At 71.1% G+C, this 22,383-nt stretch carries 21 protein-coding genes; 15 read left to right on the forward strand and 6 right to left on the reverse strand.

Going from position 1 to position 22,383, the window contains the following annotated elements; genetic code table 11:
* Nucleotides 1-105 precede the first annotated feature (105 nt).
* The 5 genes from AC1PLR_RS01005 to AC1PLR_RS01025 all read left to right on the forward strand — a co-directional run bounded on the left by AC1PLR_RS01005 (nucleotide 106) and on the right by AC1PLR_RS01025 (nucleotide 5,518).
* Nucleotides 106-525 carry a hotdog fold thioesterase gene (locus AC1PLR_RS01005; protein WP_420008525.1) on the forward strand — a complete coding sequence of 140 codons (420 nt, stop codon included), beginning with the start codon at nucleotides 106-108 and terminating at the stop codon, nucleotides 523-525.
* A gap of 114 nt (nucleotides 526-639) precedes the next feature.
* Nucleotides 640-1,434, forward strand: a complete 795-nt coding sequence (locus AC1PLR_RS01010; RefSeq protein WP_019801786.1) for a lysophospholipid acyltransferase family protein — start codon at nucleotides 640-642, stop codon at nucleotides 1,432-1,434.
* Nucleotides 1,435-1,501: 67 nt separating this feature from the next.
* Nucleotides 1,502-2,494 carry a YheT family hydrolase gene (locus AC1PLR_RS01015; RefSeq protein WP_481102369.1) on the forward strand — a complete coding sequence of 331 codons (993 nt, stop codon included), beginning with the start codon at nucleotides 1,502-1,504 and terminating at the stop codon, nucleotides 2,492-2,494.
* Between the two features lie 316 nt (nucleotides 2,495-2,810).
* On the forward strand, nucleotides 2,811-4,886 hold the full coding sequence (locus tag AC1PLR_RS01020; protein WP_481102370.1) for a tetratricopeptide repeat protein: 2,076 nt from the start codon (nucleotides 2,811-2,813) through the stop codon (nucleotides 4,884-4,886).
* Nucleotides 4,887-4,906: 20 nt separating this feature from the next.
* Nucleotides 4,907-5,518 (forward strand): YbhB/YbcL family Raf kinase inhibitor-like protein, encoded by a 612-nt coding sequence (locus AC1PLR_RS01025; protein ID WP_481102371.1) that lies wholly within the window; start codon nucleotides 4,907-4,909, stop codon nucleotides 5,516-5,518.
* 220 nt (nucleotides 5,519-5,738) lie between these two features.
* Here the strand turns inward: AC1PLR_RS01025 and AC1PLR_RS01030 are convergent, their stop codons facing one another.
* Nucleotides 5,739-6,530, reverse strand: a complete 792-nt coding sequence (locus AC1PLR_RS01030) for an undecaprenyl-diphosphate phosphatase (protein WP_440985301.1) — start codon at nucleotides 6,528-6,530, stop codon at nucleotides 5,739-5,741.
* Between the two features lie 226 nt (nucleotides 6,531-6,756).
* Between AC1PLR_RS01030 and glnA the strand changes: the two genes are divergently transcribed.
* The 7 genes from glnA to AC1PLR_RS01065 all read left to right on the forward strand — a co-directional run bounded on the left by glnA (nucleotide 6,757) and on the right by AC1PLR_RS01065 (nucleotide 14,622).
* Nucleotides 6,757-8,166, forward strand: coding sequence for a type I glutamate--ammonia ligase (glnA, locus tag AC1PLR_RS01035; protein ID WP_481102372.1), 1,410 nt, complete (start codon nucleotides 6,757-6,759; stop codon nucleotides 8,164-8,166).
* A gap of 319 nt (nucleotides 8,167-8,485) precedes the next feature.
* On the forward strand, nucleotides 8,486-8,824 hold the full coding sequence (locus AC1PLR_RS01040) for a P-II family nitrogen regulator (RefSeq protein WP_010341076.1): 339 nt from the start codon (nucleotides 8,486-8,488) through the stop codon (nucleotides 8,822-8,824).
* A gap of 19 nt (nucleotides 8,825-8,843) precedes the next feature.
* Nucleotides 8,844-10,283 (forward strand): ammonium transporter, encoded by a 1,440-nt coding sequence (gene amt, locus AC1PLR_RS01045; RefSeq protein WP_420008529.1) that lies wholly within the window; start codon nucleotides 8,844-8,846, stop codon nucleotides 10,281-10,283.
* A 328-nt stretch (nucleotides 10,284-10,611) separates the two neighbouring features.
* A complete protein-coding gene (locus tag AC1PLR_RS01050; RefSeq protein ID WP_481102373.1) occupies nucleotides 10,612-11,649 on the forward strand; it encodes a two-component system sensor histidine kinase NtrB in 1,038 nt (345 codons plus the stop codon).
* A 10-nt stretch (nucleotides 11,650-11,659) separates the two neighbouring features.
* Nucleotides 11,660-13,090, forward strand: coding sequence for a nitrogen regulation protein NR(I) (gene ntrC / locus AC1PLR_RS01055; protein WP_481102374.1), 1,431 nt, complete (start codon nucleotides 11,660-11,662; stop codon nucleotides 13,088-13,090).
* A gap of 245 nt (nucleotides 13,091-13,335) precedes the next feature.
* Nucleotides 13,336-13,917: a superoxide dismutase family protein gene (locus AC1PLR_RS01060; protein ID WP_481102375.1), complete on the forward strand. Its 582-nt coding sequence runs from the start codon at nucleotides 13,336-13,338 to the stop codon at nucleotides 13,915-13,917.
* Nucleotides 13,918-13,995: 78 nt separating this feature from the next.
* Nucleotides 13,996-14,622 (forward strand): superoxide dismutase family protein, encoded by a 627-nt coding sequence (locus tag AC1PLR_RS01065; protein ID WP_481102376.1) that lies wholly within the window; start codon nucleotides 13,996-13,998, stop codon nucleotides 14,620-14,622.
* Between the two features lie 164 nt (nucleotides 14,623-14,786).
* Here AC1PLR_RS01065 and AC1PLR_RS01070 read toward each other — a convergent pair whose 3' ends face one another.
* Nucleotides 14,787-15,353, reverse strand: coding sequence for an NADAR family protein (locus tag AC1PLR_RS01070; protein ID WP_481102377.1), 567 nt, complete (start codon nucleotides 15,351-15,353; stop codon nucleotides 14,787-14,789).
* A 211-nt stretch (nucleotides 15,354-15,564) separates the two neighbouring features.
* Entirely contained in the window at nucleotides 15,565-16,452 is an 888-nt protein-coding gene (locus AC1PLR_RS01075; protein WP_481102378.1) for a hypothetical protein, read from the reverse strand.
* A gap of 105 nt (nucleotides 16,453-16,557) precedes the next feature.
* Between AC1PLR_RS01075 and AC1PLR_RS01080 the strand changes: the two genes are divergently transcribed.
* Both AC1PLR_RS01080 and AC1PLR_RS01085 read left to right on the forward strand, forming a co-directional pair.
* On the forward strand, nucleotides 16,558-17,838 hold the full coding sequence (locus AC1PLR_RS01080; RefSeq protein ID WP_026143786.1) for an acetyl-CoA C-acetyltransferase: 1,281 nt from the start codon (nucleotides 16,558-16,560) through the stop codon (nucleotides 17,836-17,838).
* Nucleotides 17,839-17,938: 100 nt separating this feature from the next.
* Complete coding sequence (locus tag AC1PLR_RS01085) at nucleotides 17,939-18,562, forward strand: hypothetical protein (protein WP_481102379.1); 624 nt, start codon at nucleotides 17,939-17,941, stop codon at nucleotides 18,560-18,562.
* A 171-nt stretch (nucleotides 18,563-18,733) separates the two neighbouring features.
* Here the strand turns inward: AC1PLR_RS01085 and AC1PLR_RS01090 are convergent, their stop codons facing one another.
* The 3 genes from AC1PLR_RS01090 to AC1PLR_RS01100 all read right to left on the reverse strand — a co-directional run bounded on the left by AC1PLR_RS01090 (nucleotide 18,734) and on the right by AC1PLR_RS01100 (nucleotide 21,865).
* Entirely contained in the window at nucleotides 18,734-20,002 is a 1,269-nt protein-coding gene (locus AC1PLR_RS01090; protein ID WP_481102380.1) for a heme biosynthesis HemY N-terminal domain-containing protein, read from the reverse strand.
* On the reverse strand, nucleotides 19,999-20,979 hold the full coding sequence (locus tag AC1PLR_RS01095) for a uroporphyrinogen-III C-methyltransferase (protein ID WP_481102381.1): 981 nt from the start codon (nucleotides 20,977-20,979) through the stop codon (nucleotides 19,999-20,001). The genes AC1PLR_RS01090 and AC1PLR_RS01095 overlap by 4 nt, the downstream gene beginning before the upstream one ends.
* Nucleotides 20,980-21,091: 112 nt before the next feature.
* On the reverse strand, nucleotides 21,092-21,865 hold the full coding sequence (locus AC1PLR_RS01100; RefSeq protein WP_481102382.1) for a uroporphyrinogen-III synthase: 774 nt from the start codon (nucleotides 21,863-21,865) through the stop codon (nucleotides 21,092-21,094).
* Nucleotides 21,866-21,907: 42 nt separating this feature from the next.
* On the opposite strand from AC1PLR_RS01100, the gene AC1PLR_RS01105 reads away from it, so the two are divergent.
* Nucleotides 21,908-22,378 (forward strand): YiiD C-terminal domain-containing protein, encoded by a 471-nt coding sequence (locus tag AC1PLR_RS01105; RefSeq protein ID WP_420008540.1) that lies wholly within the window; start codon nucleotides 21,908-21,910, stop codon nucleotides 22,376-22,378.
* Nucleotides 22,379-22,383: the final 5 nt, after the last annotated feature.

The following is a 22,383-nucleotide window of genomic DNA, read 5'->3' on the forward strand; positions in this document are numbered from 1 at the left end:
CCTTCCTGCGAGCTCATGCCTCGTCCTGGCGCGATAATGTCAGCGCCGGGGATGCCGCTCTTGCCAATCCCCAATCCCGAATCCCCAATCCCGGCCCTCCAACCAATGTCCTTTCGCGAACCTGCCGATCTCGCTGTCCTCAACGCCGATTGCCGCGACACCCTGATCGCGCACCTGGGCATCGTCTTCACCGAGGCCGGGCCGGACTGGCTGCGGGCGACGATGCCGGTGGACGCGCGCACGCGGCAGCCGTACGGGCTGCTGCACGGCGGTGCCTCGGTGGTGCTGGCCGAGACCCTGGGCAGCACCGCCGGCAACCTGTGCGTGGGGCCGGGGCGGATCTGCGTGGGCCTGGAGATCAACGCCAACCACCTGCGCGCCGCGCGCAGCGGCACGGTCACCGGCACCGCGCGGCCGCTGCACGTGGGCCGGACCACGCAGGTGTGGGAGATCCACATCGAGGACGCGGCCGGCAAGCCGGTATGCGTGTCGCGGCTGACCCTGGCGGTGGTCGACCGCGGCTGAGCCCGGCGCCCGGGCTGAACCCTGCCTCGGCACGCGCTGCCGCGGCGGCGCCAGCCGCGTCTTCGGGGTGACACAATTCTCCGCTAGGCCCCCGCTTCCGGTACCCTTGTTCAGATGAGCGAGTTCTCCCCACCCGCCATGCGCCAATACGGTGGGGCGCTGCGCTGGGTTCGTTACGGCTACCGCGTGCCGCTGCTGGCGTTGCACGTGCTGTTGTCGCTGCCGTTCCTGCTGGTGTGCATGGCGCTGTCGCCCGGCCGGGCCGGCACCGAATCCTTCGGCGACCGCATGGTCTGCTGGTGGTCGACTTGGCTGCTGCGCATCTTCGGCCTGCGCGTGCGCCGCATCGGCGCGCCCTTGCCCAACCCGGTGCTGTTCGTCGCCAACCACGTCAGCTGGATCGACATCGTGATGCTGCACAGCCAGCGCATGATGGGCTTCGTCGCCAAGCGCGAGATCGCCGGCTGGCCGCTGGTCGGCTGGCTGGCCGCACGCGGGCAGACCATCTTCCACCAGCGCGGCAGCACCGAGTCGCTGGGCGGGGTGCTGCAGGCGATGCTGGAGCGGCTGCGCTCCGGCTGCTCGGTCGGCGTGTTCCCGGAAGGGCGCACCCGCAGCGGCCAGGATGTGGGCCCGTTCCACGCGCGCATCTTCCAGGCCGCGGTCGAGGCCGAGGTGGCGGTGCAGCCGGTGGCCCTGCGCTACGGCGCCGGCGGCTCGGCCCAGCAGATCGTCGCGTTCGGGCCGCACGAGAGTTTCTTCGCCAACTTCCTGCGCCTGCTCGGCGAGCCGGGGCGGGTGGCCGAGGTGCATTTCCTGGAGCCGATCCGGCTGCAGGACGTGGAAGGGCGCCGACGCATCGCCGAGATCTCCCGCGCGCGCATCGTCACGGCGATGGCACAACCCTGAACAGCGGGACACTGCCCCTGCCGCGCTTGACCGATTACTCCAGTCGACAGGCGCAAGCTCGCTCTCCATGAACGCGACCGATTACTCCCCCCCACGCTGGCTGCGCAACCCGCACGTCCAATCGGTACTGGGTTCCAGCCTGCTGCGCGTGCGCCGTGGCGAACAGTTGCTCGCCGCCAGCGGCGCCACCACCACCTCGCACATCCTCGATGGCGGCGACGGCGTGCGCCTGCAGGGATGGCTCAGCGTGCCGGCCGGCGAAGCGCCGCGCGGCACCGTGCTGTTGCTGCACGGCTGGGAAGGCAGCGCCGACTCCAGCTACATGCGCCTGACCGCGGCGAAGATGCTGGCGCTGGGCTACCAGGTGTTCCGGCTCAACTTCCGCGACCACGGCGGCACCCACCACCTCAACGTGGACCTGTTCCACTCCGAGCGCCTGGACGAAGTGGTCAACGCCGCCTGCGACCTGTGGCGGCGCTTCCCGGCGCCGACCCTGCTTGCGGCCGGCTACTCGCTGGGCGGCAATTTCGCCCTGCGCCTGGCGCTGCGCGCGCCGGCCGCGGGGCTGCCGCTGCAGCACGTGGCCGCGGTGTGCCCGCTGCTGGACCCGGCCACCACCATGCAGCGGATCGAGAACGGTCCGCAGTTTTACGACTGGTACTTCCGTCGCAAGTGGCGCGAGTCGCTGCTGCGCAAGCGCGAGCTGTTCCCCGACCGTCACGGCTACGACGACGCCACCCTGGCGCTGGACATGCGCGGGTTGATGGCCTGGCTGGCCGAGCGCCATGCCGGCTTCGCCAGCCTGGACGCCTACTTCGACAGCTACTGCATCGCCGGCGAGCGCCTGCTCGACCTGCGCGTGCCGGCCGACATCCTGATGGCCGAGGACGATCCGGTGATTCCGCTGGACGACTTCCGCAGCTGGCGCCTGCCCGACATCGCCCGGCTGGAGATCGCCCGTTGGGGCGGCCATTGCGGCTTCATCGAGAACGCGCGCGGCGACGGCTTCGCCGAACGCTGGGTGGCCGAACGGCTGACCGAGGGGTTGGTGGAGGCCTGACCGGCGGCGGTGGCGCTTTTGCCGGCGGGCGACCTCGCCCGCGCCGGTGCGCGCCAGGCGGTCAGCAGGGTGAGCGCACCGCGATTCCCCGGGTGATGCCCCCTTCCTTGGTTCCGCACCAACGTCGCCGCCATCAGGTAGCGCTGCCCGGCGCACGTCGCCGTCTCGTCGCCTCAGTCCACCCGTAGCGTGGCGACACGGCCGTTCCCAGCGAGGCCAGACGACGCCCGCCGTGCCCGCCGACTGGCCGCAGGCGCCCGCGCAGGGCGGCCCGATGCTCCCGCTACAATGCGGGTTTGCCCCGAACCGGAACGCCATGCACGAGCCCATTCTCGACGCCCTGCGTCGCCAGGACACCGCCGACGCGCTGCGTCTCGCCCAGACCTGGGCCGCCGAGGCCGCCGACGACCCGCAGGCCTTGCGCTGGTTGGCGCTGGCGCAACAGCAGCACGGCGAGACCGCCGCGGCCCTGGACAGCATCGGCCGCGCGATCGCGCTGGCGCCGGAAGACGCCAGCCTGCACCTGCTGCACGCCGGCATGCTGGTCAGCGCCAACGACCTGGCCCAGGCCGAGGACGCCCTGGCGCAGACCGCCGCGCTGGATCCCAACGAATTCCTCGCCTACGTGATGCGCGCGCACCTGGCGCTGGGCCGCGGCGACCTGGACGAAGTGGAGCGGCTCAGCCGCACCGCCGCGCGCCTGCAGCCGGAGCATCCGCAACTGCTCGGCGTGGACGGCATGCTGGCGCTGCGCCGCGGCGACGCCGACCGTGCGCTGGCGCTGCTCGCGCGCGCCAGCAACGCGCTGCCGGACGATCCGCGCCTGCTCTACGCGCTGGGTTTCGCCTACCTGGACAAGCAGCACTTCGCCTTCGCAGAGACCGCGTTCCGCCGCGTCGCCGCGCTCACTCCGGGCACCGGCGCGGCGATGATGGCGCTGGTCGCGCAGCTGGCCTACCGCCAGGGCCGCCTGGACGACGCCATCACCGCGCTGGAGACGGTGCTGGCCGATCCGGCCGGCGATACCGCCAACATGCGCCGGCTGGCCGGCGAATACGCCCTGCAGGCCGATCGCCCGGCCGAGGCACTGGACCACCTGCGCCGCACCCTGGCGGTGGCTCCGGCCGACCGCCGCACCCTGCACGCGGCGCTGATCGCCTGGCAGCGCCTGGGCGCGATCGACGACGCCCGCGCCACCCTGGAAGCGGCGCTGGCCACCACCACCGACGCCCACGACCTGTGGCTGGCGCGGCTGGCGCTGGAGCCGGTGGGCGGCCCCGAGGCGCGGGCGCTGATCGCGCGCTGGCAGGCGGCGATGCCGGCGCACGTGCCGGCGCTGGAAGCGCAGCTGCGGGTGCACGACATGGCCGGCGAGCGCGACCAGGGCGAGGCCGTGGCGCAGCGCATCGTGGCGCTGGAACCGGGTCGGCTCAGCGGCGAGGAACGCCTGGTCGAGGCGCTGCTGGAGCGCGGCGAGCACGATGCCGCCATTGCCCACGTGCACGGCCTGATGCAGCGCATGCCCGAACGCGACCGCACCGTGGTGCGGCCGTGGCTGGCGGCGGTGCAGGATGCGGCCGGGCGCCCGGACGACGCGCTGGCGACCTGGGTGGCCTTCCAGGAGGAGCAGTTGCCGCACCGCCTGCCGCTGCCGCCACTGGGCCAGGCCCCGGCGCAGTGGCCGCCGCTGGGCACGGTCGACCCGCAGAACCAGGCCCGCCCGCTGTTCGTCTGGGGCCCCCCGGGCAGCGGCGTGGAGCGGGTGATCGCGGTGATCGACGCGGCCAGCCCGGTGCTGCGCGGCGACCGCTTCGGCCAGCAGCCGCCGACCGACGGCCTGCAGCGTTTCCGCAGCGTCGGGGAACTGGACAGTGGCGCCCTGGACGGAGCGGCGCTGGTCGCCGAGTGGCGCGCGCAACTGCCGGCGCGCGGCGTCGGCGACGGCAACATCGTCGACTGGCTGCTGTGGTGGGACAACGCGCTGCTGCGCGCGCTGCGCCCGCACCTGCCGGAAGGGCGGCTGCTGATCGTGCTGCGCGACCCGCGCGACATGCTGCTGGACTGGCTGGCCAATGGCGCCCCGGCGCCGCTGGGCCTGGCCTCGCCGGAGACCGGTGCGCAGTGGCTGGCGGCGGTGCTGTCTCAGGTCGCCGACCTGCATGAGCAGGATCTGTATCCGCACCACCTGGTGCGCCTGGACGGGACCGAGCACGATCCGGCCGGCGTGGCGGCGGCGCTGGAGCAGGCGTTCGGCGTGGCGTTCCCGACCATCGCCACGGTCGGCCCGCCGCGCCTGGCCGCCGGCCACTGGCGCGCCTACGCCGCCCCGCTGTCCGCGGCCTTCGCGCTGCTGACGCCGGTCGCGGTGCGCCTTGGCTACCCTGAAACCTGATTCCCCAAGGAGATTCACGCATGCGCCTTCGCAGTGACAGCATCCAGCCGGGTCAGCCCATCGCCGCGACCTACGCGATGGGCCAGGCCGACGGCTTCGGCGGCAACCGCAACCCCCACCTGGCCTGGGACGCGGTGCCGGCCGGTACTCAGTCCTTCGTGCTGCTGTGCGTCGATCCGGACGTGCCGACCGTGGCCGAGATGGTCGGCCGCGACGACGTGCAGATCCCGGTCGAACAACCGCGCACCGAATTCGTGCATTGGGTGGCAGTGGACCTGCCGGCCGACCTGCGGGAGATCGCCGAGGGCAGCGCCAGCGACGGCGTGGTGGCCAAGGGCAAGCAGCAACCGCCCGGCCTGGACGGCGCGCGGCAGGGGCTGAACAGCTACACCGACTGGTTCGCCGGCGACGCGGCAATGGGCGGCGACTACCACGGCTACGACGGCCCGTACCCGCCGGCCAACGACCTGCGCGTGCACCGTTACTTCTTCCGCCTGTTCGCCCTGGACGTGGCGCGCCTGGACGTGCCGGCACGCTTCACCTCCGCCGATGCCTTGCGCGCGATGCAGGGCCACGTGCTGGCAGAGGCTAGCCTGCACGGCACTTACAGCCTCAATCCAGCCGCGAAGTGAGCACTAAAGCCCCTCTCCCTCCGGGAGAGGGGTTAGGGTGAGGGTCCGGCGCGTGAAGCGCCTCGCTGATCTGGCATTGCGAGGCTTCGCCCGTACCCTCATCCGCCCCTGCGGGGCACCTTCTCCCGAGGGGAGAAGGGAGAAGCCGAAGCCCCTCTCCCTTCGGGAGAGGGGTTGGGGTGAGGGTACGGCGCGCGCAGCGCCTAGCGGACTCAACCCCTCACGCCGCCGGCAACCACAGCAGCAGCGCCGCGCCCAGCACGATGCGGTACACCGCGAAGGCGGTGAAGCGGTGCGACTTGATGTAGCCCAGCAGCCACTTCACCACCACGAAGCCGGTGACCATCGAGGCGACGAAGGCCAGGGCCACGTCGCCCCAGTTCTCGCTGCCCAGGCCGCCGTCCTTGTACAGCTCCAGGAACGAGTAGGCGCTGGCCGCGAACATGGTCGGAATGCCGACCAGGAAGGCGAACTCGGCTGCGGCCGAGCGCTTGCTCAGGCCCAGCAGCATCGCCAGGAAGATCGTCGCCGCCGACCGCGAGGTGCCGGGGAACACGCCGGCCACCACCTGCGCCAGGCCGACCGCGATGGCCACCGTCCAGGTCACCGTCTCGCGCTCGGGCATGCGTGCGGCGAAGTACTCGGCCACCAGCATCCACACGCCGCCGATCACCAGCGCCCAGGCCACCGGCTGCACGCTGTCGGGCAACTGCCAGCCGGCCTTGCGCACCACCAGGCCGACCACCGCGGTGACCAGGAAGGCGGCGCCCAGCTTGAATGCGTAGTCGCGGTTGGCGCGGTCGCCCAGGCCGGTGGCCAGGTCCCACAAGCGCTGCCGGAACACCAGGGTGGTGGCCAGGATCGCGCCGGCCTGGATCACGATGTTGAAGAAGTCGGAACGGTGGCCGAGCCAGCGCTCGGCGATCAACAGGTGCCCGGTGCTGGAGATGGGCAGGAATTCGGTCAGGCCTTCGATGATGCCCAGCAGCAGGGCCGACAACAGATCGCTCATGGAGGAAAGGGTCGCGTTTGGGGGAGGGGGGAAGCTGCGCAAGGATAGAGCATCCATCAGGCGCACAAATTTGGTGCGTTCGGGCGTGAATGCACCAGGAAAGTGCAGTGCATTTGCATCGTTCGCGTGCACGCTTCAGCAGAATCAAGGGCTTGTGAGTGCCACACGCTTGGCATGGCGATTGCTGATACTCGCCCACGCCCTTCACAACCCGAGGTTGCATCGAATGTCTGCGGAAACTATTGAGAAGCTGGTCAAGGACAACAAGATCGAGTTCGTCGACCTGCGCTTCGTCGACATGCGCGGCGTGCAGCAGCACGTCACCTTCCCGGTCAGCATCGTCGAGCCGTCGCTGTTCGAGGAAGGCAAGATGTTCGACGGCAGCTCGATCGCCGGCTGGAAGGGCATCAACGAGTCGGACATGGTCCTGCTGCCCGACGCCGACACCGCCTTCGTCGATCCGTTCATGGCCGATCCGACCCTGGTGCTGACCTGCGACATCCTCGACCCGGCCACCATGCAGAGCTACGGCCGCGACCCGCGCGGCGTGGCCAAGCGCGCCGAGGCCTACCTGAAGTCCAGCGGCATCGCCGACCAGGCGTTCTTCGGCCCGGAGCCGGAATTCTTCATCTTCGACGGCGTGCGCTTCGGCAACGAGATGGGCCACACCTTCTTCAAGATCGATTCGGAAGAGGCGGCCTGGAGCAGCGGCAGCAAGATCGAAGGCGGCAACAGCGGCTACCGTCCGGCGGTCAAGGGCGGCTACTTCCCGGTGCCGCCGACCGACTCGCTGCAGGACCTGCGCGCCGAGATGTGCAAGACCCTGGAGCAGGTCGGCATCGAAGTCGAGGTGCACCACCACGAAGTGGCCACCGCCGGCCAGTGCGAGATCGGCACCAAGTTCAACTCGCTGGTGAAGAAGGCCGACGAACTGATGATGATGAAGTACATCATCAAGAACGTCGCCTACCGCAACGGCAAGACCGCGACCTTCATGCCCAAGCCGATCGTCGGCGACAACGGCTCGGGCATGCACGTGCACCAGTCGCTGGCCAAGGGCGGCACCAACCTGTTCTCCGGCGACGGCTACGGCGGCCTGTCGCAGATGGCGCTGTGGTACATCGGCGGCATCTTCAAGCACGCCAAGGCGATCAACGCCTTCACCAACTCCGGCACCAACAGCTACAAGCGCCTGGTCCCGGGCTTCGAGGCGCCGGTGATGCTGGCCTACTCGGCGCGCAACCGTTCGGCCTCGTGCCGCATTCCGTGGGTGTCCAACCCGAAGGCGCGCCGCATCGAGATCCGCTTCCCGGATCCGCTGCAGTCCGGCTACCTGACCTTCGCCGCGCTGATGATGGCTGGCCTGGACGGCATCAAGAACCAGATCGACCCGGGCGCGCCCAGCGACAAGGACCTGTACGACCTGCCGCCGGAAGAAGAGAAGCAGATCCCGCAGGTGTGCTCCAGCCTCGATCAGGCGCTGGAAGCGCTGGACGCCGACCGCGAGTTCCTCAAGGCCGGCGGCGTGTTCACCGACGACTTCATCGACGGCTACATCGCGCTGAAGATGCAGGAAGTGACCAGGTTCCGCGCGGCCACGCACCCGCTGGAATACCAGCTGTACTACGCCAACTGAGTTCCACGCGCGGCGATGGCGAAGGCTTCCCCTCCCTCCTTCGCCATCGCCGCCACCTGCCCGGCTGGGGAGCCGCGCAGGTGGTCCGCGCCAGCGTCATCGATTGACCAGGGGATGTACCGCGCAACAGAGCGCTTGCGTGCCGTGGGCCACGTTCCCTCCCACGTCGCCGTTGCCGCCGCACCTTCGGTGCGGTGGGCCACGGCGTGATCCACGGAACGCATCGCGCAGCAGTAACCGCGCCGTTCGCGGCGCGGTCGATGGGCTCAGTGCCGGCCGGCCTTCGGCGGCCGGTTCCTTCCACCAACGGGGTATGCGCATGAAACTGATCACCGCCATCATCCGGCCATTCAAGCTCGACGAGGTCCGCGAGGCCTTGTCGCAGGCTGGGGTGTCCGGCATCACCGTCACCGAGGTCAAGGGCTTCGGTCGGCAGAAGGGCCACACCGAGTTGTATCGCGGTGCCGAATACGTCGTCGACTTCCTGCCCAAGATCAAGATCGAGACCGTGGTGACCGACGAGCGTCTGGATGCCGTGGTCGAGGCGATCCAGGGCGCGGCCGGCACCGGCAAGATCGGCGACGGCAAGATCTTCGTCACCGCCATCGAGCAGGTCGTCCGTATCCGTACCGGCGAAATCGGCGCCGATGCGCTCTAACCCCACCTTGGAGCCCTTCATGAAGACAGGTCTGTTCGCCGGGTGGAAGGCCCGGTTCTACGCGGTATGCATGCTGATGCTGGTCAGCGCGATGGCGGTCGGCGTGCCCGGCAAGGCCTTCGCCCAGGCCGAAGTCACTCCGGCGCCGACGCCGGACGTGGTCACCGAACAACTGACGCCGCCGCCCGCGCCGGCCGCCGCACCGGCACCGGCCGCTGCCGCGCCGGTGGTGGACAAGGGCGACGTCGCCTGGATGCTCACCTCCACACTGCTGGTGCTGCTGATGGTGGTGCCCGGTCTGGCGCTGTTCTACGGCGGCATGGTGCGCGCCAAGAACGTGCTGTCGGTGCTGATCCAGGTCGGCGTGGTGTTCTCGCTGATCGCGGTGCTGTGGGTGGTGTACGGCTACAGCCTGGCGTTCGCCGACGGCGGTCCGTTCATCGGCACGCTGCACAAGGCGCTGCTGGCCGGCGTCGACACCACCACGCTGGCCGACACCTTCTCCAAGGGCTTCAAGCTGCCGGAGTACGTGTTCGTCGCCTTCCAGCTGACCTTCGCCGGCATCACCGGCGCGCTGATCGTCGGCGCCTTCGCCGAGCGCGTGAAGTTCGCCGCGGTGCTGCTGTTCGTGGTCATCTGGTTCACCTTCGGCTACCTGCCGCTGGCGCACATGGTGTGGTCGACCCCGGGCTTCCTGTTCAGCAGGAGTGCGCTGGATTTCGCCGGCGGCACCGTGGTCCACATCAACGCCGGCGTGGCCGGCCTGGTCGGGTCCTACTTCGTCGGCAAGCGCCTGGGCTTCGGCCACACCGCGATGAAGCCGCACAACGTGACCCTGACCTTCGTCGGTGCCTCGCTGCTGTGGGTGGGCTGGTTCGGTTTCAACGCCGGTTCGGCGCTTGAAGCCAACGCCACCGCGGCGCTGGCCTTCCTCAACACCCTGCTGGCCACCGCCGCGGCGGTGCTGGCGTGGTCGCTGACGGAGAAGGTGATCAAGGGCAAGTCCTCGGCGCTGGGCGTGGCCTCGGGCATGGTCGCCGGCCTGGTCGGCATCACCCCGGCCGCCGGTACCGTGGGGCCGTTCGGCGCGATCGCCATCGGCGTGGCCGCCGGCGTGATCTGCGTGTGGGGCGTGACCGGGCTGAAGAAGCTGCTCAATGCCGACGACACTCTGGACGTGTTCGGCGTGCACGGCGTCGGCGGCATCGTCGGTGCGATCCTCACCGGCGTGTTCACCGACAAGGCGTTGGGTGGCATGGGCTACGCCGAGGGCATGACCATGGGCAAGCAGTTGGTGGTGCAGGCCGAAGGTGTGCTGATCACCGTCGGCTGGATCGGCGTGGTCTCGGTGGTCGGCTTCCTGATCGCCAAGCTGGTGGTCGGCCTGCGCGTGCCCGAAGACGCCGAGCGCGAGGGCCTGGACATCACCTCGCATGGCGAATCCGCCTACGAGTTGTGAGTTTCGCCGGCCCGCGACGGCGGTCGCGGGCCTTGTCGCAGTGAGTGTGGCCGGCGCTGGTGGCCGGCCCACGCAGCCGCGGCCTTCGCCGGCGCTTCCTGGGGGGAAGCGCCGGCCATTCTCAAAAGATCGAGGTATTCCGCGTGGCCATTCGCCTCGCCACACCCCCGGCTTTCCGCAAGATTCCTGGCTGCGTCGCGTTGCAAGGTCCGGTGTCAGCGTCACCCGGTCCGCAGGCGGCTGCACGCCGCGCCGTCCGCAAGGGCAGGGGCCGTGCCGTGCGCCGCTCGCCCGTGCCGCCCGCCTGGCTTTGCACTACATTGGTGCAATGGCCATGAACACCCCGCCGCCCCCGCTTTCCGCCCTCGGTACCCCGGTGGTCTGGGCCGACGGCGACGGCCGCCTGCGCGGCGCCAACCCCGCCTTCGCGCGCTGGCTCGGGGTCAGCGTGCGGCGCCTGCTCGACCAGCCGCTGGCCTCGCTGGAAGTGCAGGGCGATGCGCTGGCCCGGTTCCTGCGCAACGACGAGCGCGACGTGCTGCGCCTGCACCGCATGGCCCTGGCCGTGCCCGGGGAATCCCCGCGCTTCGCCGAGGGCTGGCTGTCGCGGCTGGACGACGGCGGCTGGCTGCTGGAAGCGCACCCGGTCGACGAGTTCCCCACGCCGGACCCGGCGCAGGCCCTGCCGAACGCGCTCAGCGCGGCGCTCAAGGGTCTGGCCCATGAGTTGCGCAATCCGCTGGCCGGGCTCAAGGGCGCTGCCCAGCTGTTGGCGCGGCGCGCCCAGCACCGCGACGAGGACGAACGCGAGCTGATCGAGCTGATCGGCGCGGAGATCGAGCGCCTCAACAGCCTGCTCGACCAGTTGCTGTCGCCGGCGCCGGCACGCCCGCACGCCATGCTCAACATCCACGCGGTGCTGGAGCGGGTGCTGCGCCTGGCCGAGAACGAAGGCGGCTGGTCGGTGCGCCTGCAACGCGACTACGACCCCAGCATCCCCGAATTCCTCGGCGATGCCGACCGCCTCACCCAGGCGGTGTGGAACCTGGTGCGCAACGCGATCCAGGCCGGTGCCGCGCAGGTCACCCTGCGCACCCGCGTCGAGCACGGCCAGCGCATCCGCGACCGCGTGCATGCGCGCGGTCTGCGCCTGGAGATCGTCGACGACGGCCGCGGCGTGCCCGAGGAACTGGCCGAGCACCTGTTCCTGCCGCTGGTCAGCGGCCGTGCCGAAGGCAGCGGCCTGGGCCTGGCGCTGGCGCAGCAGGTGGCGCGCGAGCATGCCGGCTCGCTGACCTACCGATCCCGCCCCGGCCACACCGTGTTCACCCTGCTGCTGCCGCAGAGCGCAGCGGACACCGATTAGGAGCACCGCGATGACCGACGCCCTGCAAGGAACGCAACGGATCTGGGTGGTCGACGACGACCGTTCGGTGCGTTTCGTGTTGTCCACCGCGCTGCGCGACGCCGGCTACAGCGTCGACGGCTTCGACAGCGCCGCCGCCGCGCTGCAGGCGCTGGCGCAGCGGCCCATGCCCGACCTGCTGTTCACCGACGTGCGCATGCCCGGCGACGACGGTCTGGTGCTGCTGGACAAGCTCAAGGCCGCGCACCCGCAACTGCCGGTGATCGTGATGTCGGCCTACACCGACGTGGCCAGCACCGCCGGCGCGTTCCGCGGCGGCGCCCACGAGTTCCTGTCCAAGCCGTTCGACCTGGACGATGCGGTGGCGCTGGCCGCACGCGCGCTGCCCGATCCCGGCAGCGCCATCGCCGCGGCACCGGCAGTGGCCCCGGCCGGGCAGGGCAGCACCGAACTGATCGGCGACACCCCGGCGATGCGCGCGCTGTTCCGTGCCATCGGCCGGCTGGCGCAGGCGCCGCTGTCGGTGCTGATCAACGGCGAGACCGGCACCGGCAAGGAACTGGTCGCGCACGCGCTGCACACCGAGTCGCCGCGCGCGCGCAAACCGTTCGTCGCGCTCAATACCGCGGCGATCCCGGCCGAACTGCTGGAGAGCGAACTGTTCGGCCACGAGGCCGGCGCCTTCACCGGCGCGCAGCGCCGCCACATCGGCCGCTTCGAGCAGGCCGACGGCGGCACCCTGTTCCTGGACGAAATCGGCGACATGCCGCTGCCGCTGCAGACCCGGCTGCTGCGCGTGCTGGCCGAGAACGAGTTCTTCCGCGTCGGCGGGCGCGAACTGATCCGGGTCGACGTGCGGGTCATCGCCGCCACCCACCAGGATCTGGAAGCGCTGGTCGAACAGGGCCGCTTCCGCGCCGACCTGCTGCACCGCCTGGACGTGGTGCGGCTGCAGTTGCCGCCGCTGCGCGAGCGCCGCGCCGACGTGCCGCAACTGGCCGAGAACTTCCTGGCGATGGCCGCGCGCAAGCTCGACACGCCGCCCAAGCGGCTGGCGCCGGCGGCGCTGGACGCGCTGCGTGCCTATCCGTGGCCGGGCAACGTGCGCGAGCTGGAGAACGTGTGCTGGCGCCTGGCCGCGCTGGCGCCGGCGGAGATCATCGATGCCGGCGACGTCGAGGCCGCCCTGCTGCGTGGCGGCCGCCGCGAGCGCAGCGGCGACGGTGGCGAGTGGGACACGCAGCTGTCGGCCTGGGCGCAGCAGCGCCTGTCCGACGGCGCCGAGGGCCTGCATGCCGAGGCCCGCGAACGCTTCGACAAGGCGCTGCTGGAAGTAGCGCTGCGCTTCACCCAGGGCCGCCGCGCCGAAGCCGCCGCCCGCCTGGGCGTGGGCCGCAACACCGTCACCCGCAAGCTGGGGCCCGGGCGGCGGCGGCGCTGAGGGGCGGGGATTGGGGATTGGGGATTGGGGATTCGCAACGGCGATCCCATGTGCGGGCGGGCATCGCCCGCTGCATGGACGCGTGCTGCGGCATGGTGCACGGGCCATCGCGCCGAACCGCGTGGCGCTACGCTTCTGCGAATCCCCAATCCCCAATCCCACCCAACTAGACTGCACGCCGTGCGCCTTCATGAGGTCTGCACGGCTGCCCCTCTAGTTTCGCCCTGCCACAGGAGTCGATGTCGATGCGTTATGGATTGCCCCTCGCCGCGAGTGCCTTGTTGATGCTGGCCGCGTGCAGCAGCGCGCCGCCCAAGGCCCCGCCGCCGCCGCCGCCGCCCAAGGCCCCGCCGCTGGCCAGCGCCGGCACCGTGCAGCAGGCGCAGGCCGTGCTGGCGCCGGCCTCCGGCAGCCTGGTCAGCGGCAAGCTGTCCCTGATCGCCGCGCCCGGCGGCGTGCGTATTACCGGCACGCTCGGCGGCCTCCAGCCCAACCGCAGCTTCGCCTTCCACGTGCACGAGCGCGGCGACTGCAGCGCGGCCGACGCCAGCAGCGCAGGCGGCCACTTCAATCCGCTCGGTGCCCCGCACGGCCGCGCCGGCAGCGGCCCGCACCATGCCGGCGACATGGACAACCTCAACGCCAATGCCGACGGCACTGCGCAGATCGACGTGCTGTTGCACGGCGTGGTGCTCGGCGGCGGCGCGGCCAACGACATCGTCGGCCGCGCGCTGGTCGCGCATGCCGATCCGGACGACTACCGCAGCCAGCCGGCCGGCAACGCCGGCGCGCGCGTGGCGTGCGGCGTGATCCGTCCGTTGCGCTGACCCCGCATCGCTACTTCCGCCCGGGTCCGCCTGGGAGGTCCGTCCGCATTCCGCGGCTCTGCAACGAAGGAGAACCCCATGCGTCGTACCCTTCCCAGTCTGCTGTTCCTGGCCACCACCCTGGCGCTGAGCGCCTGCAAGCGCGAAGAACCCTCCGCCACGCCGGCGGCGACCCCCGAACCGGCCGCCGCCCCGGCCGCGAGCGCACCGCCGGCCGCCAGCAACGCCACCGGCAGCGCCAGCGCCGCGCTCAGCCCGACTCAGGGCAACGAAGTGGCCGGCGAGGTCAAGTTCACCACCGTCGATGGCGCCGTGCATGTCACCGGCACCATCACCGGGCTCAAGCCCAACAGCGAGCACGGCTTCCACATCCACGAGTTCGGCGATTGCAGCGCGCCCGACGGCAGCAGCGCCGGCGGCCACTTCAACCCGGCCAAGACCGAGCACGGCCAGGTCGGCAGCGATCCGCACCACGGCGGCGACATGCCCAATCTCAAGGCCGACGCCGAAGGCAAGGCGACCATCGATGCGGCGGTGTCCAACAACGTCAACATCGGCAAGGGCGACGGCTTCGACATCCTCAACCACGCGGTGATCGTCCACGCCGACCCGGACGACTACAAGAGCCAGCCCACCGGCAACGCCGGCGGCCGCCTGGCCTGCGGCGTGATCAAGGGCGACGCGGCGGCCGCGCCGGCGCAGTAAGCGCACGCTGGATGACGTTCGCGATGGCGGCGTCCGCGTTGCGGACGCTGCCGTCCTGCCGTTTCTTGGATCTGAACTTGCCTGATCGGCGCTGATATCCGGCAAACGGCTCAAGTCGCGCCGGATCGCGGCTGGATGCCGCACAGCGGCGGCGTGTCTCGCGCTCAGCGAGGATCTGATTCAGCCAGTTGCCGACGAACCTCCATCAGGGCGAAGCCCAGCAGGTTCTCGCCCTGCCACGCTGTGGGATCGGCTGTGCGCGGGTCGTCTGCCGCCAGGCCGACGCCCCATATCCGGTCGACCGGACTGGCTTCGACCAGCACTCTGTCGCCGGTTCCGAGCAGGAAGGTTTTCAGCGCCGCATGCTGCCCGAATTTGCCCAGGTTGCCCGCGATGACCAACTGCATGCGGGCGTCGCGCCAGGTGGATTCATCGAAACCCTGGATCTCCCGCCCGATCGCCTTGACCTCGCCTGGGTGCGCGGCGGCCAGAATGCGGGCACAGGCGGCGTGATCGCCGAACAGCCGCGCCTTGCCGGCCATCATGTAATGCTCGGCGGTGGGGTAGGTCACCGAATCGAGCACGAAGGACGCCTCGAACCATTGGCTGAAGCAACTGTGGTCGATGGCGCCGGGCTGCTTCGGCGTATGCCCCCAGAAGTGGACGAACTTGAGAGGTTCGCCCGCCTGCTGACGTGCGCACAGCGCTTCCACGGTCAACACGGTGTGCATGGATGTCCTCGCTGGAAATCAAGCTCGACTGCGCCGCTGCAATCCCGCGGTGCCTGGACAGCGCCGCGGATGCTGCGACATGCCGTTGCGGCCGCCTGTTGCCGCGTCACCCGGCTTGCGTTCTCTCTGCAACGGGCGTCCGCCGAGAGGTAATCGCTGGCCCGCTTGCTCCGGTCGGCTGGTGACACGCCACTTGAGGTGCCGACGCGGCTCAGGCCGCCAGCAACGCCTGCTTGGCGTCCTGCCCGCTCTCGCAATGCACGTACAGCACCGGCAGGCCGTGGGCCTCGAGCACTGCGGCCAGTTGCCGCTGGCGTGCCAGGTACTGCTCGTAGACCCGCTGCAGGCGTTCGCAGTCCTGGCGGTCGTAGGCGTAGTGCGCGCACCAGCTGGCCGGGTCGAACAGCGCCATGCGCACCTCGCCTTCGCGGTAGCGCAGCAGCGGCTCGGGCGGGGCCTGCAGCCATTCTTCCTGGTCCGGCGCCAGCAGCGCGGTCTCGATCAACGGCCACAGCGGCGCCAGGCCCTGGTTGTCGTACTGCATCGACATCATCGCTGCCAGGTCGTTGCCGGTCAGGTAGCGGGCGTGCTCGATCTGCGCGCCGAAGCCTTGCTGTGCCAGCAGCGCGGTGTCCGCTTGCGCCATGCCCTGTGCCAGCAACACGTCCTCCAGCGCTTCGGCTACGGCCTGCACGGTGTCGGCGGGGCCGCTGAGCAGGAACGGCACCACCCGCAACGCGCCGCCGCGCAGGCCAGGGTCGGCCTGGAACGGCAGCGGCACGCTGCCGTCGGCATCGGTGCCGAAGGCGAGCAACCGCGGGCCTTCGGTGCGGCCGGGCGCGCGGGCGGCGAGTTCCTCCAGACGCCGGTGCAGCGGCCAGCCCGGACGCAGCGCTTCGGCCGGATCGAAATGCGCGCCGGCCAGGCTCAGTTCCAGTTCGCGCACCGCCGGCACCAGTTGCGCCAGGTCGCGGCCGACCTTCTCGGCCAGTTCGGCGGCCTGCGCATGCGGCAGCGCCGGGTGCGCCGGTTCGCGCCCGGAGGACAGTTCCAGGGCGATCACCCCGTGGGCGTGGCGGATGGCGGAGGCTTGGGTCATGGGATTGGCGGTTGGCCCGTCGCGGGCGCATAGCTACACTCGCTTCATTATGCCTGCGCTACCGTGCAGGCCATGTCCCTGACTCCCCTCGCGCGAGGTAATCCCATGCCAGCAGCCCGTCCCGTCGCCATTCTCGGCGGCGTCCGCATTCCGTTTTGCCGGCAGAACACGGCGTATGCGGATGTCGGGAACCTCGGCATGTCGGTGCGCACGCTGGGCGCGCTGGTCGAGCGTTACGGGCTACACGGGCAGCAGCTGGGCGAAGTGGCGATGGGCGCGGTGATCAAGCACTCCAGCGACTGGAACCTGGGCCGCGAGGCGGCGCTGTCCTCCGGGCTGTCGCCGCTGACTCCGGGCATCACCCTGCAGCGCGCCTGCGGCACCAGCCTGGACAGCATCATCACCGTCGCCAACAAGATCGCGCTGGGGCAGATCGAATCGGGCATCGGCGGCGGCTCGGACACCACCTCCGAAGTGCCGATCGTCTACGGCAAGAAGCTGCGCGCGCGCCTGCTGGCGGCCAACCGTGCCAAGAGCACCGGCGACAAGCTGCGCGCGCTGACCCGCGGCTTCAAGTTCGCCGAGCTCAAGCCCGAGTTCCCGGGCGTGGCCGAGCCGCGCACCGGCAAGAGCATGGGCGACCACTGCGAGGACATGGCCAAGCAGTGGAACATCTCGCGCGATTCGCAGGACGCCTGGGCAGTGTCCTCGCACCACAAGCTGGCCGCCGCCTACGAGCGCGGCTTCTTCGCCGACCTGATCGCGCCGTTCCGCGGCGTGGAGCGCGACAACATCCTGCGCGCGGATACCTCGCTGGAGAAGCTGGCCACGCTGAAGCCGGCCTTCGACAAGGTCAGCGGCCGCGGCACCCTGACCGCGGCCAACTCGACCCCGCTGACCGACGGCGCCGCCGCGGTGCTGCTGGCCTCGGAAGAATGGGCGCAGGCGCATGGCCACGTGCCGATGGCCTATCTGCGCGATGCGCAGGTGTCGGCGGTGGATTTCGTGCACGGCGAAGGCCTGCTGATGGCGCCGACCGTGGCTGTGCCGGAGATGCTCAAGCGCCATGGCCTGCGCCTACAGGACTTCGACATCTACGAGATCCACGAGGCCTTCGCCGCGCAGGTGCTGTGCACGCTGCGTGCGTGGGAGAGCGAGGACTACTGCCGCACCCGGCTCGGCCTGGACGCGCCGCTGGGGCAGATCGATCCGGCCAAGATCAATCCGGTGGGCTCGTCGCTGGCCACCGGCCATCCGTTCGCCGCGACCGGCGCGCGCATCGTCGCCACCGTCGCCAAGCAACTGGTCGAACGCGGCGGTGGCCGCGCGCTGATCTCGATCTGCACCGCCGGCGGCATGGGCGTGGTGGCGATCGTCGAGCGCTGAGCGTCACCCGCGCGCGGGCTCCAGTGCCGGCGCGCGCCGCGCCACGGCCTTCGGTCCTGCCGCGCCGCCCCGGCATTGACCGCGCTGCATCCGCGCTACCATGCCCGCCGATTCGCCTGCGCCACGCGGGCGACACGGCGCGCAGGGGGCGCAGGCCATGATCGAGCAGGACAGTTTCAATCCGTATCAGGCGCCAAGCGCCTCCATCCCGGCCGGCGCACCGCCGCTGCCAGGCGATACGCTGTGGCGCGCCGGTGGCGAGTTGGTGTGCCTGCGCGACACACCCTTCCCGCCGCACTGCGTGAAGTGTGGCGCGGCGCTGCAGGCCGACGAGCTGAAGCAGCGCACCTTCTATTGGCATGCGTCCGGCTGGTATGTGTTGCTGCTGGTGAACATCGTGGTCTATGCCGTAGCGGCCTTGGTCGCGCGCAAGCGCAGCAGCCACATGCTGGGGATGTGCGCCGCGCATCGGCGCCGACGCAACAGGTTCATGCTGCTGACGGCAGGCGCCTTCCTCGTCGGGCCATTGCTGGGGTTCGCTGTCGGTGGCGACCTGGGAGCCGGGCTGGGCGTGGTCGCGTTCCTGACCATGCTGATCTGGGGCATGGTCGGCGCGCGCATCCTGGTGCCGCGTCGCATCGATCAGCGCTATGCGCGCTACAAAGGGCTGGCGCCCGCATTCCTGGAGCGCCTGCCGATGTTGCCGCCCTATCTGCGCCGTTGAGCGGAGCACGCTGCTGGCCATCCGCGCGGTGATCGTTGCACAAGTGCAGCTGCGTCCAACTGTATGGTCGCGTTGCGCTCCCAAAGCAATCTCGTAGGAGCGGCTTCAGCCGCGACAGGCATTCCCGGTAACGCCGTCGCGGCTGAAGCCGTTCCTACGGAGCAATCGGACTCAGCCCTCCAGCCGCGGGAACCCATGCTCGTCGCGGCATTCCGTGCTGCCCGGCTCCGGCGCGATCGAGGGCACCGGCGCCACCGGCTCCGGCAGCGGCTGGGCCGGCTCGCCACGCTGCACGCGCAGTGCATTGGCGTAGCAGCGCTGCGCCGCGAGCATGTCGCCGGCGTCGGCATAGCCGTCGCCGAAGATCTCCCAGGCCTCGGCGCCGGCGCCGAGCGCCAGCGCGCGGTGCAGGAATTCCTCCGCCTGCGGCCACTGCTGCTGGTGCCGGGCCATGCGCGCCAGGGTCAGCAGCAGCGCCGGGCTGTCCGGATGCGCCTGCAGCCAGCGCTGCGCACTGGCACGGCGCGAATCGTATTTCTCCACCGGCAGCCGTCCGTACAGGGCGACCAGGCCTTCGTCCCAGCGCGTGTCCAGCGCCTGCTCCAGGCTGCGCAGCGCCGCATCGTCCCAGCGCAGCGCCGCCGCGCGCACCGCGTAGGCGGCGACCACCGCCGGCTCGCTGCGCAGCGACTTGGGCAGGCTTTCCCAGCGTTCGGCCAGGGCATTGGCATCGGTCGCCTGGTCCAGCGAGGCCGCGGCCAGCCGCGTTTCCAGCGTGGCGATCGCCTCCAGCGGCAAGGCCTGCTGCTGGCGGATCGCGCCGAGCTGGCCATAGGCCTCGCCGGCACGGCCGATGCGGGTCAGTGCCTCGGTGCGCAGCAGCAGCCCGCGCGGCGGCAGCGGCTGTGCCGCGGCCACGTCCAGCGCGTTGATCGCATCGACCGGGCGCTGCTGCTCCAGATGCAATTCGGCCTGCAGCAGCGCATGCGCGGCGGCATCGCGTTCGGCCAGGCGGCGCAGGTGGCGCTCGGTCGCCTCGCGGTCGCCGCGCGCATCGGCCGCGCGCACCGCGGCGATCATGGCGATGGCGCTGACCTCGGGATCCTCCGCGGCGGCGTTGAGTTGCTTCTCGGCCCGCGTCCACTGGCCGGCGTGGGCAGCGGCCAGGCCGTCGAGCAGGCGTGCGCGCGACTGCTTGCGGCGCCGACGGCCCCAGGCGCGGAACGGGAAGCTGAGCACGTTCCACACCAGCCACAGCGCCAGGAACGCGATCACCAGCAGCAGCGAGGCCTGCGGCAGCGAGGCGATGTAGTCGGTGCCGCCGACGCGCACGATCACCTCGCCCAACTGGCGCACCGGGTCCTGCCCCAGCCACTGCGCACCGATCACGCCCAGCGCGATGACGATCAACAGCACGATCAGAGAACGAAGGGATTTCATGACGGGCTCCTTGCGTCACGCATCGCGCGCAACTGTTGCAGGGTGGTTCCGAGTTCGGGAATGGTCGGGCGCAGATCGGCGTTGGCCAGGGTGCGCAGCGCGGCGCGGCGTTCGCGCAGCTGCGGCGACTCCGGCCACAGCCGCGACAGCCAGCGCCCGGCGCCGGCCAGCGCGCTGCGATAACCGCGCGTGTCGCCACGCTCCAGGGCCGCGCGCGCCAGAGTCAGGTCGAGCTGCAGCGCATCGTGGGCGGCCACGCGCTCCGAGCCGGCGGCCAGCACGCCACCCTGCGAGGGGCGGATCTTCACCAGCGGCGCCAGCAGGCGCTGCCACAGCGGCTGCTGCGCGCTCTCTGGCAATTGCGTCGGCAGCTTGTCCAGGCTGGCGGCGAAGGCATCCAGCTGCGCCGCCAGGCGCGCCTGCGGCCCGTCGCCCAGCGCGTCCAGCGCGGTGCGTTCCTGCAGCAGCGCCTGGCGCAGATTGAGGAATTGCGGATCGTCGATGCCGTCCAGTACGCCGCTGGCCAGTGCATAGGCGCGGCGCGCACCGACCGCGTCGCCGGCCAGCAGCAACCGCTGCTGCCCCTGGTTGAGCAGCAGTTCGACCTCGTCCAGGCGCAGCGCCTGCGCGCCGTGGCGGTTGGAGTCGGCCAGCTTGGCGACATTGGCCTCCAGCAGCGCGCTGCGCTGGCTCAGCCCGAGCATTTCGTCGCGCAGCACACGGTTGGTGCTGGCCGCGTCCTGCAGCCGCTGCGCAGTGGCGCGCTGGTCGCGACGCAGGCTGTCCTGGACCTGCTGCAAGGCCTGCAGTTGCTGCTGCAGGTCCGACTGCTGGGCCAGTTCGCGCGCGCTGCGCGCCTGCCACCAGTCCCAGCCACGCCAGCCGGCGAACGCCAGCGCGGCCAGCGTGGCGAGTACCAGCAGCAACCAGATCCAGCGTGTGGAACGGCGAGGCGTGATCGGGATTTCGTCGGTCATCGGCAGCGTCCTGGAGGGCCGTCGCCCGTCGCGAGCAAGGCGGGGGTCGGCGCGGCACGGCCGAGCATGGCGTGAGCGGCACTGCGGCCGCAACCCGGGTGCTGGCCCGCGTTCAGCGAGGTGGCGAACGCGTCACGATCGCCACCGCGGCGGCCACCAATTGCTGCGGCATCGGCCCGGCCGCCTGCGCCACGTCAACGAAGCCAAGGTCTGCGGCCAGGGTCGCCAGGCGCGCGCTGGCCGCGACCACCGGACGCGCGCGCCAGGCCTGCGCCAACGCTTCGGGCAGCTGCGCCAGCAGCTGTTGCAGCGCTTCGCCACTGCTCAAGGCCAGCACCCCGGGCGCTGCCGCACGCAGGCGGGCCAGGTCGGCTGGGCGCAACCGCACCGGTTCGCGGACATACACGTCGGCGCGCCGCAGCGGCGTGCCGCGCGCCTGCAGGTGCGCGGCGATCAGGCCGCGCCCGCCGGGAGCGGTGACCAGGCCCACCGGCAACTCCGGCGCAGCCAGCTCCGGCAGCGCCAGCAGCCCGTCGCTGTCCATGCGCGTCGGCGTCGCCACCTCGGCGATGCCGTGTTCGCGCAAGGCGCGCGCCGTGCCTGCGCCCACCGCCAGCCAGCACTGGCCGGGGCGTGCGGTCAGCGGCTGCAGCGCCGCGGCCGCGCGTACCGCCGCCGGGCTGCTGACGATGACCCGTGGCGCATCCAGCGCTGCGGTCAGGGCCGCGCGGGTGGCGGGATCGGCGCGCGGCCGTATCCGCCATGGCGACACCGCCAGCACCCGCCCGCCGCAGCGCGCCGCGGCCCGCCGCAGCGGTGCGTGCTCGCCCTGCGGGCGCAGCGAGATCAGGATCCAGGCCGGGGCCGCGGTTGCATGCGCGCTCATGCCAGGCATTATGCGAGCCCCCACCGGCAGCACAATCGCACCATGGCAGCGGATCTTTCCTTCGAGGCGTTCCTGCAGCAGTTGCAGCGGCAGTTCCAGGCCATGCCGCCGGTGGCGGCGCTGCAGGTCGCCGTGCAGGGCTATGCCGAGCAGCGCCTGCGCCTGGTCGCGCCGCTGGCCGCCAACATCAACGACAAGGGCAACGCCTTCGGCGGCAGCCTGGGATCGGTGATGACCCTGGCCGGCTGGGGGCTGGTCAACTGCGAACTGCACCGCGCCGGCCTGCAGGCCGACGTCTATGTCGCCGACAGCCAGGTGCGCTACCTCGCGCCCCTGTATGCCGATCTGCATGCCCAGGCCACTGCCGACGCGGAGGGCGACTGGGACGTGTTCGTGAACACCTTCCGCCAGCGCGGCCGCGCCCGCATCGGCATCCAGGCCCAGGTCGGTGCGCCTGGTGCGGCCGCGGCGGCGACCTTGAGCGGTCGCTTCGTGGCCATCGCCAAGGGGTAGGATGC

Source organism: Xanthomonas sp. NCPPB 3570 (assembly GCF_056725115.1).

Bases quoted from the DNA above. Each gene is read 5' to 3' on its own strand.
- AC1PLR_RS01005 (WP_420008525.1), top strand. From the start codon at position 106: ATGTCCTTTCGCGAACCTGCCGATCTCGCTGTCCTCAACGCCGATTGC.
- AC1PLR_RS01010 (WP_019801786.1), top strand. From the start codon at position 640: ATGAGCGAGTTCTCCCCACCCGCCATGCGCCAATACGGTGGGGCGCTG.
- AC1PLR_RS01015 (WP_481102369.1), top strand. From the start codon at position 1,502: ATGAACGCGACCGATTACTCCCCCCCACGCTGGCTGCGCAACCCGCAC.
- AC1PLR_RS01020 (WP_481102370.1), top strand. From the start codon at position 2,811: ATGCACGAGCCCATTCTCGACGCCCTGCGTCGCCAGGACACCGCCGAC.
- AC1PLR_RS01025 (WP_481102371.1), top strand. From the start codon at position 4,907: ATGCGCCTTCGCAGTGACAGCATCCAGCCGGGTCAGCCCATCGCCGCG.
- AC1PLR_RS01030 (WP_440985301.1), bottom strand. From the start codon at position 6,530: ATGAGCGATCTGTTGTCGGCCCTGCTGCTGGGCATCATCGAAGGCCTG.
- glnA (WP_481102372.1), top strand. From the start codon at position 6,757: ATGTCTGCGGAAACTATTGAGAAGCTGGTCAAGGACAACAAGATCGAG.
- AC1PLR_RS01040 (WP_010341076.1), top strand. From the start codon at position 8,486: ATGAAACTGATCACCGCCATCATCCGGCCATTCAAGCTCGACGAGGTC.
- amt (WP_420008529.1), top strand. From the start codon at position 8,844: ATGAAGACAGGTCTGTTCGCCGGGTGGAAGGCCCGGTTCTACGCGGTA.
- AC1PLR_RS01050 (WP_481102373.1), top strand. From the start codon at position 10,612: ATGGCCATGAACACCCCGCCGCCCCCGCTTTCCGCCCTCGGTACCCCG.
- ntrC (WP_481102374.1), top strand. From the start codon at position 11,660: ATGACCGACGCCCTGCAAGGAACGCAACGGATCTGGGTGGTCGACGAC.
- AC1PLR_RS01060 (WP_481102375.1), top strand. From the start codon at position 13,336: ATGCGTTATGGATTGCCCCTCGCCGCGAGTGCCTTGTTGATGCTGGCC.
- AC1PLR_RS01065 (WP_481102376.1), top strand. From the start codon at position 13,996: ATGCGTCGTACCCTTCCCAGTCTGCTGTTCCTGGCCACCACCCTGGCG.
- AC1PLR_RS01070 (WP_481102377.1), bottom strand. From the start codon at position 15,353: ATGCACACCGTGTTGACCGTGGAAGCGCTGTGCGCACGTCAGCAGGCG.
- AC1PLR_RS01075 (WP_481102378.1), bottom strand. From the start codon at position 16,452: ATGACCCAAGCCTCCGCCATCCGCCACGCCCACGGGGTGATCGCCCTG.
- AC1PLR_RS01080 (WP_026143786.1), top strand. From the start codon at position 16,558: ATGCCAGCAGCCCGTCCCGTCGCCATTCTCGGCGGCGTCCGCATTCCG.
- AC1PLR_RS01085 (WP_481102379.1), top strand. From the start codon at position 17,939: ATGCCCGCCGATTCGCCTGCGCCACGCGGGCGACACGGCGCGCAGGGG.
- AC1PLR_RS01090 (WP_481102380.1), bottom strand. From the start codon at position 20,002: ATGAAATCCCTTCGTTCTCTGATCGTGCTGTTGATCGTCATCGCGCTG.
- AC1PLR_RS01095 (WP_481102381.1), bottom strand. From the start codon at position 20,979: ATGACCGACGAAATCCCGATCACGCCTCGCCGTTCCACACGCTGGATC.
- AC1PLR_RS01100 (WP_481102382.1), bottom strand. From the start codon at position 21,865: ATGAGCGCGCATGCAACCGCGGCCCCGGCCTGGATCCTGATCTCGCTG.
- AC1PLR_RS01105 (WP_420008540.1), top strand. From the start codon at position 21,908: ATGGCAGCGGATCTTTCCTTCGAGGCGTTCCTGCAGCAGTTGCAGCGG.